The sequence below is a fragment of the Bradyrhizobium hipponense genome, assembly GCF_008123965.1.
Lineage (GTDB): Bacteria > Pseudomonadota > Alphaproteobacteria > Rhizobiales > Xanthobacteraceae > Bradyrhizobium > Bradyrhizobium hipponense.
Window position 1 is genome coordinate 121,257 of record NZ_VSTH01000047.1, and the last position, 17,237, is coordinate 138,493.

A 17,237-nucleotide genomic window follows, 5' to 3' on the forward strand; every position below is an offset into this window, starting at 1 on the left:
AAAGGGCCTGGAGAGGGGATCGGAAAACGGCAGACATGCAGCGTCCTTGTTGTAACGGGACGCGATTCTTGGGCATGTCGCCTCACGGGGAGATCGCTTCCCCGTACCCGCAACTAATGCCCAGCGGGGGGATTTGTCAAATGCACGCCGCGCTGACCCGACGGATGGATATCTCAACCCAGTCGTAGGACAAACCCGCGCTTGCGGGTGTCCCGGCTGGCTGTCGACTCACCGTCGCTCACGATCGTCAGGATGCGTTCGCCAAGCGAGGGGCCGACGGTACAGGACAGCAGAGCTGCCGCTATCATCGTCAGGACACGCATGGTTTCCTCCTTTGTTCGATGAACGGTAACGACCGGCCTGCACACGAGTTCAGAAAGGATCACAACCCTTGGCGCGGCACTGCGGGACAACGGCACGAACAAGTGCCTTGCTCCGGGCCCACGCCGTGGACCGAGCGCGTTGGATGACTTGGGGCTCGGTCAAGCACGCGCCCGGCTCGACGAACATTATCACGCGCGCCCCTGGCCTCAGCTCTTCGTGCTGGCCGTCTTGTCGAGTGCGGCACGCAAGCCGTTGGCAAGCTTGATGGCGTCGTCGTTGGCCCAGAAGTGCATGAAGAAAAGGCGCGGCTGTTCGTCCAGCATGTGGCTATGGAGCGCCGTCACGCCGATGCCATGCGATCGTAGTGCCTTGATCACGGGGTTCACCTCGTCGCCGGTCAGAACGAAATCGCCGGTGATGGCCGCCTTGCCGCCGCCGGTCGGTTGAAAGTTGATGCCGGTTGCGACGCCGAGCGGACCTGCGGGGCTCAACTGCATCCCTTCCTCGGTCACCGGATCGCGGCGGGGAACGTTGAACTGATAGACGCCGCCGTTGGCTTGCCCCTTGATGCCGATGATCTGGTCGAGCTGTGCGGTGTCGAGATCGACGGCGGGCGCAGGGGCCGCCGGAGCCGCCGCCGACAGCGGCGTCCTGCTTTCGGCAAGCCCATCTTTGATGGCGGTCGCGACCTTGACCGGATCGCCGTGCCCGGCCACGTGCATGTAGAACGTCGCCGGGCTCGCGCCGAGCAGATGATTGTGAACGGCGGTGATATCGAGCCCGCTCGCGATCATCTTCAGCATGACCGGATTGATTTCCGATTCCAGCAGCACCAGGTCGCCCATCGCCGTGACGCCGCCATGAGCGGGCTTGAATGCGACCCAGCCGCCCAGCGCGAGTGCCGGCTTGATGGTCACCCCGTCGAGCGTCACCGTGAGGTCAGTGCGGGGAAAGCCGTAACGATGGACGTCGCCGGTCACCGCCGCCTTTCGGCCCAGCGTTTCATCGACCTTCTGCCAATCGGCATCTTGCGCGTGAGCTGTCGCGACGAAGAGTCCGGTGAACGCTCGCCAATCCACGATCTGAACGCTTGCGCTGGTCGCGCAGAAGCACGCGCCGATGCCTATCAGCGCCGAGATTGTCTTTCGCATGGATCTAACTCCCTTGAGCTTCAATTTGGGGTCCTCAGCAGCCGGCGTCTCACTTTTGCTCCTTGATCTGGCCGCTGCTGTCGACGACGAGCCGCACCTCCTTGCCGTTCTTCACGGCCTTGGCGGTCGTACCCTCGGCGGTCGACTTGATGTCGCTGACCTCTGAGTAGCCGGCCGCCGTAATCCTGGCGACCAGTTCCTCCTGTGTCAGGGCGTGTGCGCTCGACAGCCCGGCCGCGATCGCAAGCAATAGAACGGTGCGGAAGGTTGTTCCTGTTCGCATGATCGTTCTCCTGGTTATGTCCTCTGCCCCAGGTGACGTCCGTTTCGCGATCCTCCCCCTAGATGATGCCCACGAGGCGCGGCAAAGCTCGGGCATCGATGCGCGCAGCGATGCGATCGGCGCGGGCGCCGTGCGGAAAGACCGAGACAATCTGCCGGATGAAATCGGGGCTATATGAAGACATGCTGCGCCCTTGGTGATCAGGACGCGATGCTTGGGCATGTCGCCTCACGGGGAGATCGCACATCCCCGAACCCCAAATAAAAACCCGAGGGCGGGTGCTGTCAACCGGCGAGCGCTCCGCGCGGCCCACCGAAGTCGCCAGCGCGCGTCACGAAGAGTTCACCATTCGAACGGAACCGCGCCGGCGTCTTGAAACTCGCGGACGGCCCCATTATTGTTCCTCGCGTGGGGACGAAGCAGACTCCCCGTGAGGCCTCGGTCCAAGCTCTGCGCAGCATGCCACTCGTGGAGCTTGCGCATGAACACCGAACGGCAGCCCTCTTCCCGACCTTCTGTGGCCATTCTCTCGCGAGGCGACGCTGCCGTGCGCCGGGATGCGGCCGCGCAGAACAGCCGCTTCGTGCACGTCTTCGAAGCCCTCGCCGCCGTCGGCATCGAAGCCCACCCGGTCATCTACGACGAAAGCTTCGCCGAGGAGGTCCGCGAACAATTGCTCGCGGTGGACGGCGTGCTCGTCTGGGTTAACCCGATCCAAGACGGGCGAAATCGCGCCGGTCTTGACGCGCTGCTTCGCGACATCGCCGCACGGAGCGTGTGGGTCAGCGCTCATCCGGAGGTCATTCTCAAGATGGGCACCAAGGAGGTACTCTATCGTACCCGCTCGATGGGGTGGGGATGCGACACGGCTTTATATCAAACCGCCGAGGCCATGCGCGCCGAGTTGCCGAGACGGCTCGCCACCGGTCCGCGCGTGATCAAGCGCAACCGGGGCAACGGTGGCCAGGGCGTCTGGAAGGTCGAGAGGCTGCCGACTTCCCCGATGATAAGGGTGCTGGACGCGACCAAGGATGGGTCCGAGGAATTGACGCTCGATCATTTTCTCCGTCGCTGCGCCGAGTATTTCCAAAATGACAGCGTGGTCGATCAGCCATTCCAGCCTCGCTTGAGTGAAGGCGTCATGCGCTGCTATATGGCAGGCGATCGCTGTGCCGGCTTTGGCCATCACAAAGTCAAAGCCCTGGTTGACTCGCCGGCCGCACGTTCCGAGGCCGGACCCCGGCTGTACACGTCGAACGCAGACCCGCGCTTCCAGCGGCTGCGCCGGCTGATGGAGGACGAGTGGACGCCCCAGCTAACGTCGTTGCTGGACATTCCGCGACATGACCTGCCGATGATCTGGGACGCCGACTTCATGCTTGGCCCCGTCCTGGCCGATGGGAGCGACAGCTACGTGCTTGGCGAAATCAATGTCAGCTCGGTGTTTCCTTTCCCCGAACAGGCGCCGGCAGAGATTGCCCGGCGGGTCGCCAATCGGCTGCAGTGTAAGCTTTGACACCATGCTGACGGTCAGCGGGCTCAAGCGGTTGCACATCTCCGTCTCATTCGACTTGCAGGACGGCGAATGCGTCGCCCTGCAGGGCCCTTCTGGCGTCGGCAAGACCCTGCTGCTTCGCTCCATCGCAGATCTCGATCCGAACGAAGGAGTGGTCAAACTGGACGGAACGCTCAGGGAGGCGATGCCCGCCCCCGCTTGGCGAAAGCGAGTGACCTACCTTGCTACCGAGCCGGGCTGGTGGTCAGACATCGTGCAGGATCACTTCAGCAGCTGGGACGACGCCTTACCGCTGGTCACAAGATTGGGGTTGCCGTGCAGTTGCGGTCCTTGGCCGGTCCAAAGACTTTCGACCGGAGAGAGACAACGGTTGGGGCTCGTGCGGGCGCTGATGCTGCGATCGCGGGTTCTTCTACTGGACGAGCCAACTTCGGCCCTCGATTCGGCATCGACTGCGGCCGTGGAATCCTTGATCGCCGAACGCATGTCGGACGGAACGAGTGTCGTTTGGAGCACCCACGATAACGCCCAGGCCAGCCGTGTAGGGTCACGGGTATTAATGATGAGCGCCGATGGCAGCATCGAGGAAAATCGGCCGTGACCTACATCCAACTGGCATACGGTGACTTGGTCCTGCCCGCGCTCCTTGTTGTCATGGACGGCGCTCTCTCGCTTGCTCTCCGCCTCAAGCTTGAAAAACAACTGGCCATCGCGACCGTGCGGATGGTGCTTCAGCTGGTGCTCGTTGGATACGTATTGACGTTCCTGTTTGCCGCAGTCTCGCTGCTCTGGACTGCCTTCGCAGCCGTCATCATGGTTCTCTTCGCATCACGGGAAATCGTCGCACGGCAAAAGCGGCGCCTACCAGGTATTTGGAGCTACGGCTTGGGGGCCGGATGCACGCTGCTCGCGGCCGGTACCGTTACGATCTTTTCGCTTCTGACGGAGCTTCGCCCGGATCCTTGGTATCATCCGCGCTACGCGCTGCCATTGTTGGGTATGATCCTGGGCAACACCATGACTGGAATAAGCCTGGGCTTGGACGTGCTGACAAATGGCTTGGTGCGTGAGAGGGCCGCCGTAGAAGCTTGCCTTGCTCTTGGCGGTACCCGGCATCAGGCGCTGCTGCCCGTCGTGAGGGATGCAATGCGGAGCGGGCTGATGCCGACCATCAATGCGATGGCTGCGATCGGCCTTGTCTCTTTGCCAGGGATGATGACCGGTCAAATCCTTGCGGGCGTCGAACCGATAGATGCTGTCAAGTATCAGCTCTTAATCATGTTCTTGATCGCCGGTGGGACGGGATTGGGAACTCTCGCTGCCGTGATGGGAGGCGCCCGCCTTCTCACCGATCATCGACATCGGTTACGCCTCGATCGAATTCTCACTGAAAAGTCCACTTAAACGCTTCGGTCGTCATCGCGGATCTGATCTGGCCCAGAGCCAAATCATGCCCGTGTTGTTCCAACTCGACGATCAGCGCTTCCGGCGTAGACGCTCCTAGGCGGAGCCTCGGAGCGCTCCTTCATCAAGGGCTCTCAACCAATCGCCTGCGAGCCGATAAAGCGCATGAATGTCCTTTGATGACCGTCAGCATCGAACTGCACGACCGCGTAGGGCTGCGGCTTGCCGCCTTCCATCCCCGGCGATCCGACCGGCATGCCGGGCACGGCGAGCCCCTTTGCAATGGGACGCTCCGACAGGAGGCGCCGCACAGCCGCAGCCGGCACGTGCCCTTCGACGAGATAACCCGCGACCTCCGCCGTGTGACACGCGACCAAATCCGGCGGGATGCCGAGATGGCTCCGAACGGCGTCGAGATCGGCAGTCTCCTCGACCTGTACGGTAAATCCTGCGTCTCGGAGATGCTGCACCCAGCCGGTGCAACAGCCGCAACTCGGATCCTTGTGCACCGTGAAGGTGGCTTCTTCGGCCTGCGCTGCAACCGCAGGCCTGGCAAGGACCGCCGCGGCCATCAGCCCTACAAGCGACCGACGGGTCATCAAATGTGCGCGTTCCTTCATCTTCGGCTTCCTTTCGTTTCGCTGTCACGTGCGCGGCCGTTGCCATCGGCAATTCATCGTTGGATCTCCTTTGAGGTCGGCGCCACAGGGCCTCAACGAGGGCTCGCCTGTCCCTCGTACATAAAGGTCATGGGCTTCAGCCCATTCATGTAGCCGGTGCGCATCTCGTCGATGCGAAAGCCGTTCCGGGTCAAGACGCCAGCGATGTCCCGATTGAGATGACAACCGCCCGAGATGCGCGTCCACGCGGGGGTCAGGCGATCTTGCCACCAGCGCACGCGCGGTTCGGGCGCGCGGCCGTGCTCGACGAAGACCAGCTTCCCTCCCGGTTTCAGCACACGCCGCGCCTCTGTGATCGCGCGATCGACATCCGGAATGCTGCACATCGTCCAGGTCGTCACGACCGTGTCGATGCTGCGGTCCTCGATCGGAATCGCCTCGGCCGACGCTTCGACAAACTCAATTGGAGTTTCCGGATGTGGAGCGTGTCGCGCCATCTCGATAAGCTTTGGACCGGGTTCAAGCCCCACAACCTGCTTCACCGCGGCCCCGTAGAACGGCAGGTTGCGGCCGGACCCGATGCCGATCTCGAGTACCCGGCCCTGTGCCGCACGGGCCGCGCGCTGCCGGTAGGGCGCAAGTTCCTTGTTGCGCATCGCAAGGTCGCAAAGCCGCGGAAAAATGACGTCGTTGTAGAAGCCCATGCGCGCTTCTCCTAGCATCGCCGCTCAATAGTCTTGCTGATCTCTTCGGGTGCGGCAAAGATCACGTCCGCGCGGTCGCCCATCATACCAGCGGGTACCAGGGCCGGTGCGCTACTTTGTGGACCATCTTCGCCGGAATCCGTCTTCAAACGCAGATTGCGTTCCCAGAAAGCGCGCGTCTTGCCGTCGGCGGTGGTGACGCGATAGGTGTCGTGACAATAGGTGATCGCCTTCACCTGTTTGGCCGGTTCGAGGCCCTTGAGGCTGGGATCATGCCCACCGCCCATCATCCCTCCCATCATGCCACCGTCACCCATGCCTTTCATGCCGCCCTGCTGAGCCGTCTGTTGCGCGCCCGGCTTGGTGGCTTCCCTGAGAAAGGCCAAGAGGTCGGCGCGGGCGTGGGAATCCTTGATGCCTTCGAACGGCATGTCGTTGCCCGGCACCATCGCATGCGGATCGGTGAGCCATCCGTCGAGCGAGCGGTCATCCCAAATGATTCCCGACGACTTCAGCGCGTCGGAGTAGCGCTCGAAGCTCGGCAGTGAGCCGGCCTTGCGCCCCCAAACGCCAGCAAGGCTGGGGCCGGTCATGTTGCGGTCGGGCTGGAGCGAGTGGCATGGAGCACACGCCCGGAACTCGCGCCGACCTCGCGACGGATCGCCTTCCGCGAACGTGGGCGACAGCAAGGCCGTTGCGGCGAGCACGACGACGACAAGTCTCTTCATTTTCGGCCTCCGTACGTCAGGAGCGAAGATATTTGATCAGCGCTGCGGCTGCGAGGATCAGGACGACGATCGCAAGCAGCCACAGAAGTCCCATTCCCCACATCATCCCCGGCATCATGTCTTGCATCATGGTTCACCTCATTCGGCTGGCTCCGGAACTAGCTGGATCCGCTTGGTCGGCTTTCGGACTTGCGGCGGAGGCTCGCGATCCTCGCGCGGCAATCCGAAGCCCTTCACCAGGCCGAAGATCGCCGGGATCACAATCAGCGTCAGCAGCGTCGATGACATCATCCCGCCGATCATCGGCACGGCGATGCGCTGCATGATCTCCGACCCGGTGCCGGTGCTCCACATGATCGGCAGCAGGCCTGCCATGATGGCAACCACCGTCATCATCTTGGGCCGGACACGTTCGACCGCGCCTTCCATGATGGCATCGTGCAGGTCCTGGCGCGTAAGTGGCCGACCCACCGCAGTTCGTTTCGCTTTCAGCTCGGCAAGGGCTTGCTCAAGGTAGATCAGCATCACGACGCCGGTCTCGGCGGCGACGCCGGCGAGCGCAATGAATCCGACAGCGACGGCGACAGACAGATTGAAGCCGAGCGCCCACATCATCCAGATGCCGCCGATCAACGCGAACGGCAGCGACAGCATCACGATCAGGGTCTCGGTTATCGCCCTGAAGTTCAGATAGAGCAGCAGGAAGATGATCGTGAGCGTCACCGGAACTACGATCTTCAAGCGGGCTGCTGCGCGCTGCATATATTCGTATTGACCACTCCAGACGACATAGTAGCCGGCGGGAAACTGGATGCTCTGGGTGACCGCGGCCTGCGCGTCGGCAACGTAGCTGCCGACGTCGCGATCGCGAATGTCGACGTAGATGTAAGTCGCAAGCTGACCGTTCTCCGTCCGGATCGACGTCGGTCCCCGCGCCGGCTCGACCGTGGCAAGCTCCCCGAGGGGCACCGCGCCGCCCGCCGGCATCGGCACCAGGATATCGCTGGCGATCGCCTTCGGATTGTCGCGCAGATCGCGCGGGTAGCGCATGTTCACGGTGAACCGCTGCCGGCCTTCAACGGTCGTGGTGACCGTCTGGCCGCCAAGGGCCGCTGCGATGGTGTCCTGGACGTCCTGGATCAGAACGCCGTAGCGCGCCAGCGCCTCGCGGTCCGGGACGATCTCGAGATAGTAACCGCCGATGCCGCGCTCGGCGTAAGCCGATGAGGTGCCCGGGACGGACTTGATCACCCGCTCGATCTGCTTGGCCAGCCGATCGATCTCGATCAGGTCCGTGCCCATCACCTTCACGCCGATCGGGGTGCGGATGCCGGTCGACAGCATGTCGATGCGCGCCTTGATCGGCATGGTCCAGGCGTTGGAGACGCCCGGGAATTGCAGCGCCTTGTCAATCTCCGCGATGAGGCTGTCGATGGTAACGCCGGGGCGCCAATGATCCTTTGGCTTGAGATTGACGACCGTCTCGAACATTTCCGTCGGCGCCGGGTCGGTTGCCGTAGCCGCCCGTCCCGCCTTTCCGTAGACGGATGCGACTTCGGGGAACGACTTGATGATCCGGTCCTGGATCTGCATCAGTTCGGCCGCCTTCGTCACCGAGATGCCCGGCAGGGTCGTCGGCATGTAGAGCAGTGTTCCCTCGTTCAACGACGGCATGAACTCGGTACCGAGCTGGCGAGCCGGCCAGATCGAGACGGCGAGTACGGCAACGGAGATGAGGATCACCAGCGTCTTGGCGCGCAGCACGCCCTTGATCACGGGACGGTAGATCCAGATCAGGAAGCGGTTGACGAAGTTGTTGCGCTCGGGGACGATCCTGCCGCGCACGAAGATCACCATGAGCGCCGGCACCAGGGTGACGGATAGCAGGGCCGCAGCGGCCATCGCGAAGGTCTTCGTGAACGCCAAGGGACTGAACAGCCGCCCCTCCTGCGATTCCAGCGTGAAGATCGGCATGAACGATACCGTGATGATCAGCAGGCTGAAGAACAGCGCCGGGCCGACCTCCGAGGCGGCGTCTATCAGGACCTGGACGCGGGACTGATCGGGCTTGGCACGCTCGAGATGCTTGTGGGCGTTTTCGATCATGACGATCGCCGCGTCCACCATGGCGCCGATGGCGATCGCGATCCCGCCGAGGCTCATGATGTTGGACCCGAGCCCGAGCAGCTTCATGGCCCCGAACGCCATCAGCACGCCCACCGGCAGCATCAGGATCGCGACCAGCGCGCTGCGGACATGCAGCAGGAAGACGATGCAGACCAGCCCGACGACGATGCTCTCCTCGACCAGCGTGTGCTTGAGCGTGTCGATGGCCGCATAGATCAGGTTCGACCGATCATAGACCGGTACGATCTCGACCGACTTGGGCAGACTGCTGGCGATCTCCGCGAACCGCTTCTTGACATTCTCGATCACGTCGAGCGCGTTGAGGCCGAACCGCTGCAGCACGATTCCGCTTGCGACCTCGCCCTCGCCGTTCAGTTCCGCGATGCCCCGCCGCTCGTCGGGACCGAGCTCCACCCGGGCGACGTCGCGCAGCAGCACGGGCGTGCCGTTGCTGGTCTTGAGCACGATGTTGCCGAGATCGTTGATGCCTTTGATGTAGCCCTTGCCGCGGATGACGTACTCGAACTCCGACAACTCCACCGTTCGCCCGCCGACGTCGGCGTTGCTGGCACGGATGGACTCGCGGATCTTTTGCATGCTGATGCCGCGGTCGCGCATCCGCTGCGGGTCGAGGATGACGTTGTACTGCTTGACGAAACCGCCGATGCTGGCGACCTCGGCAACGCCTTCGGCCTTGGCGAGCGCGAATTTGAGATTCCAGTCCTGGATCGTGCGGGTGTCGGCGAGGTTCAATTCCTTGGAGACCACCGCGTATTGGTAAACCCAGCCGACCCCGGTGGCGTCCGGACCGATGGTCGGCGTCACGCCGGCGGGAAGCCGCGAAGTCGCGCTGTTGAGGAATTCCATGACGCGCGAGCGCGCCCAATAGATGTCGGTTCCGTCCTCGAAGATCACGTAGACGAACGAGACCCCGAAGAAGGAGAACCCGCGCACGACCTTGGACTTCGGCACCGTCAGCATGGCGGTGGCCAGCGGATAGGTGACTTGGTCTTCGATCACCTGCGGCGCCTGGCCGGGATACTCCGTGTAGACGATCACCTGCGTGTCCGACAGGTCCGGGATCGCATCAAGCGGAAGGTGGATCAGCGCGTACAGGCCTGCCGCGGCCGCAAAACCGGTCCCGAACAGCACCAGCAGCAGGTTGCGAGCCGACCAGGCGATGATGCGGGCGATCATTTGTGTTCTCCCATCGCGTGGCCTGAATCGGAAGCCTGCGGCGCCGCGGCCGCGAAGCCCTTTAGCGCGGCTTTCAAATTGCTTTCTGCGTCGATCAGGAAATTGGCCGAGGTGACCACCGCCTCGCCATTCGCAAGGCCCTCCCGAATCTCGATGTAGCCGCCGCCCCGCCGGCCGAGCTTCACCTCCCGCGGCTCGAAGCGCCCTTCTCCCTTGTCGACCAGCACGGCCTGGCGCGTGCCGGTGTCGAGCACCGAACTGTCGGGCACGGCCAGCACCGGTGCCGAATCGGCGGTGTCGATGTCGGCATCGACATACATGTCCGGGAGCAGCGCCGCGTCCGGATTTGACAATTCGATGCGGACACGAACGGTCCGCGTGTCACGGTTCACCTGCGGATAGACGACGGCGATCTTTCCCGTGAAGGTTCGGCCGGAAAAACTGCGCGCGCGGACCGCCACAGCCTGGTCAACGGCGATGTTGCCGAGATCGCGTTCGGCGATGTCGACGAGCGCCCAGACCACTGACGTGTCCGCGATGCGGAACAGCACGTCGCCTGGATTGGCCCGCATGCCTTCGATGGCGTTGCGCTCGAGCACGATACCGTCGCGCGGCGCCGACCAGCGGACGGAGACGGGTGCGGTCCGCGTTTTCTCCATCTCAGCGATCACGGACTCGGGAACGTCGAGATTGACCAGCCGTTGCCGAGAGCCCCGGCCGTAAAGCTCGAGGCCGCCGACGGTCCTGGAGGTGATCGTTGCAAGATACTCGGCGGCGGCGGATGTGACGGCCGAACTGTAGATCTCCATCAGAGGCTGGCCCGCCTTGACGCGGCTCCCGGTGGTCACGTCGGCGACCTTCTGGACGAAGCTTTCGGCTCGCATGGCGATCACGGATACACGCCGCTCGTCGAGCTGGATCGTACCGGGCGCCTTCACGGCGACGCGGATGCTGCGACGCTCGACGGGCTCGGATTTCACTCCGGTGCGCTGGATCTTGCCGGGCGAAAGCTTCACGGTGCCGTCGTCTGCGTCATCGCCTTCATACACCGGGACGTAGTCCATCCCCATCGGGTCCTTCTTCGGGACCGGCGAGGTATCGGGCAGGCCCATCGGATTGCGGTAGTACAGGATCCTGCGCGACGAGGCGGCCTGCTGTTTCGGCTTCGCAGGCTGGAGCGCCATTTGGTCGTCGTCGTAGACCGGCAGGTAATCGCGGCCGCGCTCGTCCGTCTTCGGACCGGCCGACCACAGCGGCGCGCCGCTCGGATCGCGATAGTACAGCGGCGTTCGCTCCCCGGCTGCCCCAGCCGTTGTTGCCTCGGCATGAGCCGGCCAGCGCTCACCGTTCAAGTGCCAGGTGGCGCCCAGAGCCAGGGCGCCGCCCAGTGTGAGCGCCATCAGGAGACGCAGCGTTTTCATGGCGTGTATCCGCGCGCCCGGGAGCGCGTCCATGTGAAAGGGGGATGTCGAGCGCCGTCGGGCGCCCGAACGATCACTTGGTCGATCACTTGGTCGCCTTGACGATCACCTTGCCGATGACGGTCTCGGCTTCGCCCTGCACCTTCGCGGATAGTGTGACCTGGTAGCGGCCGGCCATCGGCAAATCGGTCTTGAATGTGTAGACGCCGGGCTCCTTCGACGGCAGCGGGGCGACCGCGGACTCCATCTCGGCCATGCCGTCCGGAGCCATGTCCACGCGCGTCTTGAAGATGACCGCGTCCGGCACCGTCTTGCCGGTCTGCTTGTTGGTCAGGCGAACCGCGAGCGTGACGTCGTCGCCCTTCTTCAGCTCCGGATTGACCGGCTCGAAGGCATAGTCGCCGGCGCCCGCCATGGCGGCGGAAGCGACGAGCGAAAGGGTGGCGGCAACAGCCGCGGTGCTCAGTTTCGAAAGCATCGATTGTTCCTCATGATCTGTTCTCGGCCGTGGCGCCGTCAGCGCACACGTCAGTCGTCGCACGCAGACGTGCTGCGTGCGTCGCGTCTTGCGAGATCAGACTCGAGGAGGTCGGAAGGGAGGACTGCCGCCGCGGACGGAGACGACCTGATCGGCGGGGATGACGATCTTGCTCGCCAGGATAGCGAGAAATACGAAATCAACGGCCCTGATGTCGTCGAGCACGAGCGTCCCACCGGCGCAACAGAAACCCATACCGCATTTGTAGCCGGCGGCGGGGGAGTTCGTTCCCTTCATGTCGTCCGGGCAGCACTCGTCCATCGACATGGCGGCATCGCCGCTCATGTGCATGCCCGTCTGCGTGTCATCCGACGCCATCGCGAGGCCCGCAGCCGACGTGCCGACCGGCAGCATCGCCAGCGAGACGGCGATCGCGAATGCCAGGATGGTACGGACGAACCGCATCGTTAATTACTTACCTCTCGGGCCGGGACAGAGCCTGATTAGCATATCCCGGCCCCGGATACAGTCCTTGATCCCGGTCAAGCATCCGTGAGCTGACGTTTGCCGCGGTGCCACAGGTGCAAAGACCTGAAAGCCATTTTTTAACTATGATTTCGGTGGTTGCTCTATCCGCCCTCGATGCGAGACGACGCCTGCGGAGGCCTTGCCCGGTCTGTACGAAGCAGCATCAGCGCAAAGAACGCGGAAACCGAGGCTAGCGCGCTGATCCACAGCGCGGCGCTGCCGATGTGCTCCACCATCAGTCCCAGTGTCAACGGCGCGGCGGCACCGGTTAGTCGAGACGGGAGCGAAATCATGCCGACGCGCTTTCCGAATCCGAGGGGTCCAAACAACACCAACGGCAGGGTGCCACGCGCGATTGTGATGATGCCGTTGCCCGCTCCGTAGAGGATCGCGTAGACCGGCGCGAAGAGAGAGCCACCTGCGATCAGCGCGACGACACCGATCGGATTCATCAGAGCCGCCAGCCGCGCCGAGAGAAGCGGATGAAACCGGCCGAGCCATCCGGCTTCGATGAGACGAGCGCCGACCTGGGCAGGACCGACCAATGTTCCTGCGAGCAGAGCTTGAGCGGGCGTCGCTCCAAACGCCACCAGCATCGAAGGCAGGATCGCCGAAACTCCAGAGCTGACGAAGCTTGCCGCCGCAAACATGTAGGCGAGCACGCCCATCGCAAAGGTCTCGTTTCGGCGCTCAGCAAATTGGCTCGCGCCTGAGGCGGATCGAGAATCCTGTTCCAGCGGCGTCGCACGCGGCAACGAAAGATTGAGAGGCAGTGCGAAGCAGATGTGGACCGCTGCCCAGATCTGGCAGGCCACACGCCAGCCGTACTCGGCATCCAACCAAGTCGTAAGCGGCCAGCCGAGAGTGCTCGCGAAGCCGGCAATCAAAGTAATCCCGGTGATCGATTTACGAGCTCCGGTGCCGTGAATGCGGGCGAGCGTCGCGAATGCCGCCTCATAAAGACCCATGCCCATGCCGATCCCGAGCATCATCCACGCCGCGATCAGCACCGTCAGGCCGTGGGCAGCGGACAGCAACAGCAAGCCTGACGCAAAGACGGCGTTTGAGATCGCGAGCAGACTGCGTCCCCCAAACCTGTCGATCGCATGACCGACACGCGGGCCAAGAAGCCCCGAGAGAACGAGCGCAGCTGAGAGTGCCCCGAACACGTAAGTCGGCGCGAGATCGAGATCCCGCGCAATCGGCACGGCGAGGATGGCAGGAAGATAGTAGCTCGACGCCCACGCAATGGTTTGCGTGGTGCCGAGTGCGATGACGGCGCCGAGCGGGCCTGTGGCTCGGCCCGTGAAGACTGGCTTCATGAACAACCACACCCCGAAGCGCCTGACGCCTTCGCCGTTTCGTTGGCGACGCAGCAGGCCGACGCGTCCTCCCTCGCCGGCCCGCCGCAACATCCTGCCTCTGTCTCGACGCCACCGCGCGTGCAGACGCCGGTCTCGGGCAGCACGAGTTCAACCCTTGCCGCGGCCAGCTTGTCGCCGGCGATATCGGCCGCGATCGAACGGACCTGCTCATAGCCGGTTATCATGAGAAAGGTCGGCGCGCGACCGTACGATTTCATGCCGGCCAAGTAGAACCCCGGCTCATCATGCGCGAGCTCGCGCGCACCGTGCGGGCGAACCGTGCCGCAGCTGTGCTCGTTGGGATCGATGAGCTGCGCCAGGGCGACTGGCGCGTCGATCGCCGGATCAAGCCGCAGGCGCAGCTCCGACAAGAACGAAAAGTCGGGACGGAACCCCGTTGATACGATCAATTCGTCCACGACCACGCTTCGCGCCTCGCAGCAGGCGCCGGCCGAAATTCTAAGGCGGCCTTCGGATTGCGAAAGATGCGTGGCGGCGAATTCGGTCTCTACCGTGATTTTTCCGGCGGCGACGAGCGCGGCGAAGGCGGAGCCCAATTCGCCACGTGCGGCCAGCTTGTCATTGCGGCCGCCGCCGAAGGCCTTCGCGGGATCGGCGCCGCGCAACAGCCAGATCGGCTGCGTGCCCGGCACCTCATCGGCGAGATGCACGAGTTCGATAAGCGTGCCAACCGCGGAGTGGCCGGCACCGAGCACGGCAACGATCTTCCCTGCATATCTCGCACGATCCGCGCCCCTCACGTCTGGCATACCGTAGGCGACGCGGTCAGCGCGCTTCTGCTCGCCGATCGCCGGCAAGCCGTTGCCGCCGGCCGGATTGGGGGAGAACCAGGTGCCGGACACATCGATGACGGCATCCGCGCGCAGCATTTCGGGGTCCTTGCCGTTCTGATAGCGGATTTCAAACGGCGCTTGCGCGCGCCCTTTCTTCTTCGCCTTGTCGAAACCGACGCGGCTGATCGCCGTGACGCGGCTCGACGTGCGGATCGTCTCGCGCAGCGGCGTCCGCGTCGCAAGCGGCGTCAGGTATCGGTCGAGCAGTTCGCCGCCGGTTGGATAGGACTGCGGGTCCGGCGAATTCCATCCCGTCGGCGCGAGCAGCCGCGCCGCGGCTTTGTCGACATTGTATTCCCATGGCGAGAACAGCTGGACGTGCTGCCACTGGCGGACCGCGTGTCCGGCTTCTGGCCCCGCCTCCAGCATGATGGGCGACATCCCGCGTTCGAGAACATGCGCGGCGGCCGCAAGGCCGACGGGACCCGCCCCGATGATCGCAACCGTCTTTTCATCAGCCATCTTTTTTCCTATCGTTCTAGAATTATCGAATAAGCAGGTCGAAAAAATCAGGCCGCCGTTCGCGCATCCCCACATTCGGCTTCGTCCGCGCAGCACTCCGCCACCAGGAAATCGACTAGGCCCCGCATCGCGTCGAAGTTCGCATGGCAGATCAGGGTCGTGGATTCCCGGACCTGACTGACAAGCCCGACCGAAACCAAGGACTTGATGTGATGCGAGAGCGTTGATGCCGGGATCTTCAGCTTGTCCTGGAGGCGACCGACGGGCATGCCCGACCGTCCGGCCCGAACCAGGGCCCGGTAAATCTGAAGCCGCGTCCGGTTGCCCAGGGCTTCCAAGCGTGTTGCTGCGTCATCGATCTTCATGACCGACATCATGCGCCGGGTCGCTTCCGTCGTCAACTATATTTCTAGAATATTCGAAATATAGGCTAGTCTCAGGCTGTCCTAACAACACTTTCCGCTCTGCTGCCGACCCTCGGTCGCCCGGCCTGCTGAGCCGCGGCCGGAACCACGGCGGTGCGTGAAGACGATGCGGCCCCACAGGCAGGCGCGGCGGAACAGGTCGGGGCCGATCTCGCCTTGCTCGAAATCGCTGGATAGTGAAGGCCCCCAGCATCCGAGGAAGGATCGATCCTGCAGGGGGCTGCCAGCCCTTCTTATTTAGCGGATAATCTGCTTGACCTTGATGCCGCGCAAGGCATCGATGCAGTCAGCTACCAAATGCAAGAACTCCTCTCGCTTTACGCTTTTCACCTGACGACTTTCCATGTTGACGAGAATGAACCTTGCCATGTCGTAGGCGACTTCAAACTGCGATTTGCCGGTAACCTCGACGTCGATCTTTTCGGCCATTTCGCTCCCCGCTAGTTGTAACTGGAAAGCGGTAACCTATGGGAAAGCGGATGGTCAGGTCGAGTCGCCTTCCTTCGCCTTAAAGCCGGTGCTCCCTAGCCCGCGTTGCGGCGGCGCATATGTATGCTCGGCTCGTCGACCCAGGCTTCCCGCGCGAACCACGCGTGATCGGTGCGGCAGATCGGACAGCGGGTGCGCGAGAAAAACACCGCGCGACGCCCAAAGCTCTCGCGATCAGTCTGGATGCCGGTGGGAATCGCGTGTCCGGTTTCCGGACATTTGACCATGACCATACCCATGTCGCCCTCCTTTGCGATCGGTCGTCACTGTATTTGCAGAAAAACACCGGCCGGTTGGAGTGCGCCCTATGTAGGTGCGGGTACTTGGGGGGCATCGCGCACCTTGTTTGACCGAGCAGGGGGCGGCAGTGGGGGCTGCATGCTCGGGGCTTATTCCAACCGGCCGGATTCCTCCTCATCCTTGGACGTGAATTGAGCGCCGTTCTTCTAGCCGGCTTGGTGGAGGACCTTGGAGAAGCGCTTCCTGATCGGCTCACCCGTTTCCGTCGCAAGCTTCTGGGTGAGCGCCCACAATTCCTTGTTCTGGTCGGTTGCGGTCTCAAACGCTTTGCGCGCTTGCGCCGCAGACAAGGCATAGACATCGGCCGCTGACTTGCTGCCGTAGAGATGGACGAAAAAATCGAGCGCAGTGGCGGCGTTGGCGTATGAGATTTCGAACACCTTGAGCCCGTAGTCGGTGGCGCTTCTGGCATTGCTCGAATAGGTCTCGCGCAGCGCTTCCGTCATCTCCTCGTAGCCTTCCCGCGCGCGGGCGTAGCCCTGCTCGACAAGCTCGCTGGGTACGCCAGGCAAGGCGATCTTCGGGAAGTCCAGCAACGGCATCCCGAAAATATTCGTTCCGTTCAGTGCGGCTTTCATTTCGCTTTCACCCACGCAGCATTCCCTTTCTCAAGCGAAAGCATTCCTCGCGACGGTCGCTTGCGTCACGAGAGCTCACGCTCTGTGTTCAATCAGATTTTGGATGAGCCTTGAGTTAGCCCCCGACCCATACGACCTTGTGCGAAGAGAAGCGGGACTGTCGGTTCGGTTTGCGACTCTCGCTCAAAATCTTTTTGAGATTGTCAACACAGACGAAGGTTTAACTACGGGGCGCTGTGCATAACAGGGATATCCCTAGCCGCTGCGTGCGGATTCCGGGGATT

The 17,237-nt window shown here is 63.0% G+C and carries 20 protein-coding genes; 3 read left to right on the top strand and 17 right to left on the bottom strand.

Features of this window, described 5'->3' with window-relative positions:
- Positions 1-173 precede the first annotated feature (173 nt).
- The 4 genes from FXV83_RS42675 to FXV83_RS44920 form a co-directional block, all read right to left on the bottom strand.
- A complete protein-coding gene (locus FXV83_RS42675) occupies positions 174-323 on the bottom strand; it encodes a hypothetical protein (RefSeq protein WP_187435900.1) in 150 nt (49 codons plus the stop codon).
- Positions 324-530: 207 nt separating this feature from the next.
- Positions 531-1,475, bottom strand: a complete 945-nt coding sequence (locus FXV83_RS14605; RefSeq protein WP_187435901.1) for a DUF1259 domain-containing protein — start codon at positions 1,473-1,475, stop codon at positions 531-533.
- A 49-nt stretch (positions 1,476-1,524) separates the two neighbouring features.
- Complete coding sequence (locus FXV83_RS14610) at positions 1,525-1,758, bottom strand: hypothetical protein (protein ID WP_148740027.1); 234 nt, start codon at positions 1,756-1,758, stop codon at positions 1,525-1,527.
- Between the two features lie 58 nt (positions 1,759-1,816).
- Positions 1,817-1,942, bottom strand: a complete 126-nt coding sequence (locus FXV83_RS44920) for a hypothetical protein (RefSeq protein WP_283811709.1) — start codon at positions 1,940-1,942, stop codon at positions 1,817-1,819.
- A gap of 297 nt (positions 1,943-2,239) precedes the next feature.
- On the opposite strand from FXV83_RS44920, the gene FXV83_RS14615 reads away from it, so the two are divergent.
- The 3 genes from FXV83_RS14615 to FXV83_RS14625 are packed head-to-tail and all read left to right on the top strand — an operon-like array spanning position 2,240 to position 4,678.
- Positions 2,240-3,274 carry a Cj0069 family protein gene (locus tag FXV83_RS14615; RefSeq protein WP_148740029.1) on the top strand — a complete coding sequence of 345 codons (1,035 nt, stop codon included), beginning with the start codon at positions 2,240-2,242 and terminating at the stop codon, positions 3,272-3,274.
- 4 nt (positions 3,275-3,278) lie between these two features.
- Positions 3,279-3,875 (top strand): ABC transporter ATP-binding protein, encoded by a 597-nt coding sequence (locus FXV83_RS14620; RefSeq protein WP_148740031.1) that lies wholly within the window; start codon positions 3,279-3,281, stop codon positions 3,873-3,875.
- Entirely contained in the window at positions 3,872-4,678 is an 807-nt protein-coding gene (locus FXV83_RS14625; protein WP_148740033.1) for an ABC transporter permease, read from the top strand. Before FXV83_RS14620 ends, FXV83_RS14625 begins: the two co-directional genes overlap by 4 nt.
- 134 nt (positions 4,679-4,812) lie before the next feature.
- On the opposite strand, the gene FXV83_RS14630 is transcribed toward FXV83_RS14625, so the two are convergent.
- From FXV83_RS14630 to FXV83_RS14690, 13 genes are all read right to left on the bottom strand, one after another.
- Entirely contained in the window at positions 4,813-5,298 is a 486-nt protein-coding gene (locus tag FXV83_RS14630; protein WP_148740035.1) for a DUF411 domain-containing protein, read from the bottom strand.
- Between the two features lie 92 nt (positions 5,299-5,390).
- Entirely contained in the window at positions 5,391-6,002 is a 612-nt protein-coding gene (locus tag FXV83_RS14635) for a class I SAM-dependent methyltransferase (protein WP_148740037.1), read from the bottom strand.
- 11 nt (positions 6,003-6,013) lie between these two features.
- Entirely contained in the window at positions 6,014-6,595 is a 582-nt protein-coding gene (locus FXV83_RS14640) for a c-type cytochrome (protein ID WP_235939569.1), read from the bottom strand.
- Between the two features lie 273 nt (positions 6,596-6,868).
- Entirely contained in the window at positions 6,869-10,054 is a 3,186-nt protein-coding gene (locus FXV83_RS14645) for an efflux RND transporter permease subunit (RefSeq protein WP_148740041.1), read from the bottom strand.
- On the bottom strand, positions 10,051-11,475 hold the full coding sequence (locus FXV83_RS14650; protein ID WP_148740043.1) for an efflux RND transporter periplasmic adaptor subunit: 1,425 nt from the start codon (positions 11,473-11,475) through the stop codon (positions 10,051-10,053). The genes FXV83_RS14645 and FXV83_RS14650 overlap by 4 nt, the downstream gene beginning before the upstream one ends.
- 85 nt (positions 11,476-11,560) lie before the next feature.
- A complete protein-coding gene (locus FXV83_RS14655; RefSeq protein WP_148740045.1) occupies positions 11,561-11,953 on the bottom strand; it encodes a FixH family protein in 393 nt (130 codons plus the stop codon).
- 96 nt (positions 11,954-12,049) lie between these two features.
- Positions 12,050-12,418 (bottom strand): hypothetical protein, encoded by a 369-nt coding sequence (locus tag FXV83_RS14660; protein ID WP_148740047.1) that lies wholly within the window; start codon positions 12,416-12,418, stop codon positions 12,050-12,052.
- Between the two features lie 164 nt (positions 12,419-12,582).
- A complete protein-coding gene (locus FXV83_RS14665; protein WP_148740049.1) occupies positions 12,583-13,803 on the bottom strand; it encodes an MFS transporter in 1,221 nt (406 codons plus the stop codon).
- Positions 13,800-15,161 (bottom strand): NAD(P)-binding domain-containing protein, encoded by a 1,362-nt coding sequence (locus FXV83_RS14670; RefSeq protein WP_148740051.1) that lies wholly within the window; start codon positions 15,159-15,161, stop codon positions 13,800-13,802. Before FXV83_RS14670 ends, FXV83_RS14665 begins: the two co-directional genes overlap by 4 nt.
- A gap of 47 nt (positions 15,162-15,208) precedes the next feature.
- Complete coding sequence (locus FXV83_RS14675) at positions 15,209-15,526, bottom strand: ArsR/SmtB family transcription factor (protein WP_148740053.1); 318 nt, start codon at positions 15,524-15,526, stop codon at positions 15,209-15,211.
- Positions 15,527-15,823: 297 nt separating this feature from the next.
- Positions 15,824-16,015 carry a hypothetical protein gene (locus tag FXV83_RS14680; protein ID WP_148740055.1) on the bottom strand — a complete coding sequence of 64 codons (192 nt, stop codon included), beginning with the start codon at positions 16,013-16,015 and terminating at the stop codon, positions 15,824-15,826.
- Positions 16,016-16,110: 95 nt separating this feature from the next.
- On the bottom strand, positions 16,111-16,314 hold the full coding sequence (locus FXV83_RS14685; protein WP_148740057.1) for a hypothetical protein: 204 nt from the start codon (positions 16,312-16,314) through the stop codon (positions 16,111-16,113).
- A 207-nt stretch (positions 16,315-16,521) separates the two neighbouring features.
- Positions 16,522-16,953, bottom strand: coding sequence for a phasin family protein (locus tag FXV83_RS14690; protein ID WP_235939571.1), 432 nt, complete (start codon positions 16,951-16,953; stop codon positions 16,522-16,524).
- Between the last annotated feature and the right edge of the window lie 284 nt (positions 16,954-17,237).

Bases quoted from the DNA above. Each gene is read 5' to 3' on its own strand.
- FXV83_RS42675 (WP_187435900.1), bottom strand. From the start codon at position 323: ATGCGTGTCCTGACGATGATAGCGGCAGCTCTGCTGTCCTGTACCGTC.
- FXV83_RS14605 (WP_187435901.1), bottom strand. From the start codon at position 1,475: ATGCGAAAGACAATCTCGGCGCTGATAGGCATCGGCGCGTGCTTCTGC.
- FXV83_RS14610 (WP_148740027.1), bottom strand. From the start codon at position 1,758: ATGCGAACAGGAACAACCTTCCGCACCGTTCTATTGCTTGCGATCGCG.
- FXV83_RS44920 (WP_283811709.1), bottom strand. From the start codon at position 1,942: ATGTCTTCATATAGCCCCGATTTCATCCGGCAGATTGTCTCGGTCTTT.
- FXV83_RS14615 (WP_148740029.1), top strand. From the start codon at position 2,240: ATGAACACCGAACGGCAGCCCTCTTCCCGACCTTCTGTGGCCATTCTC.
- FXV83_RS14620 (WP_148740031.1), top strand. From the start codon at position 3,279: ATGCTGACGGTCAGCGGGCTCAAGCGGTTGCACATCTCCGTCTCATTC.
- FXV83_RS14630 (WP_148740035.1), bottom strand. From the start codon at position 5,298: ATGAAGGAACGCGCACATTTGATGACCCGTCGGTCGCTTGTAGGGCTG.
- FXV83_RS14635 (WP_148740037.1), bottom strand. From the start codon at position 6,002: ATGGGCTTCTACAACGACGTCATTTTTCCGCGGCTTTGCGACCTTGCG.
- FXV83_RS14640 (WP_235939569.1), bottom strand. From the start codon at position 6,595: ATGACCGGCCCCAGCCTTGCTGGCGTTTGGGGGCGCAAGGCCGGCTCA.
- FXV83_RS14645 (WP_148740041.1), bottom strand. From the start codon at position 10,054: ATGATCGCCCGCATCATCGCCTGGTCGGCTCGCAACCTGCTGCTGGTG.
- FXV83_RS14650 (WP_148740043.1), bottom strand. From the start codon at position 11,475: ATGAAAACGCTGCGTCTCCTGATGGCGCTCACACTGGGCGGCGCCCTG.
- FXV83_RS14655 (WP_148740045.1), bottom strand. From the start codon at position 11,953: ATGCTTTCGAAACTGAGCACCGCGGCTGTTGCCGCCACCCTTTCGCTC.
- FXV83_RS14660 (WP_148740047.1), bottom strand. From the start codon at position 12,418: ATGCGGTTCGTCCGTACCATCCTGGCATTCGCGATCGCCGTCTCGCTG.
- FXV83_RS14665 (WP_148740049.1), bottom strand. From the start codon at position 13,803: ATGAAGCCAGTCTTCACGGGCCGAGCCACAGGCCCGCTCGGCGCCGTC.
- FXV83_RS14670 (WP_148740051.1), bottom strand. From the start codon at position 15,161: ATGGCTGATGAAAAGACGGTTGCGATCATCGGGGCGGGTCCCGTCGGC.
- FXV83_RS14675 (WP_148740053.1), bottom strand. From the start codon at position 15,526: ATGAAGATCGATGACGCAGCAACACGCTTGGAAGCCCTGGGCAACCGG.
- FXV83_RS14680 (WP_148740055.1), bottom strand. From the start codon at position 16,015: ATGGCCGAAAAGATCGACGTCGAGGTTACCGGCAAATCGCAGTTTGAA.
- FXV83_RS14685 (WP_148740057.1), bottom strand. From the start codon at position 16,314: ATGGGTATGGTCATGGTCAAATGTCCGGAAACCGGACACGCGATTCCC.
- FXV83_RS14690 (WP_235939571.1), bottom strand. From the start codon at position 16,953: ATGAAAGCCGCACTGAACGGAACGAATATTTTCGGGATGCCGTTGCTG.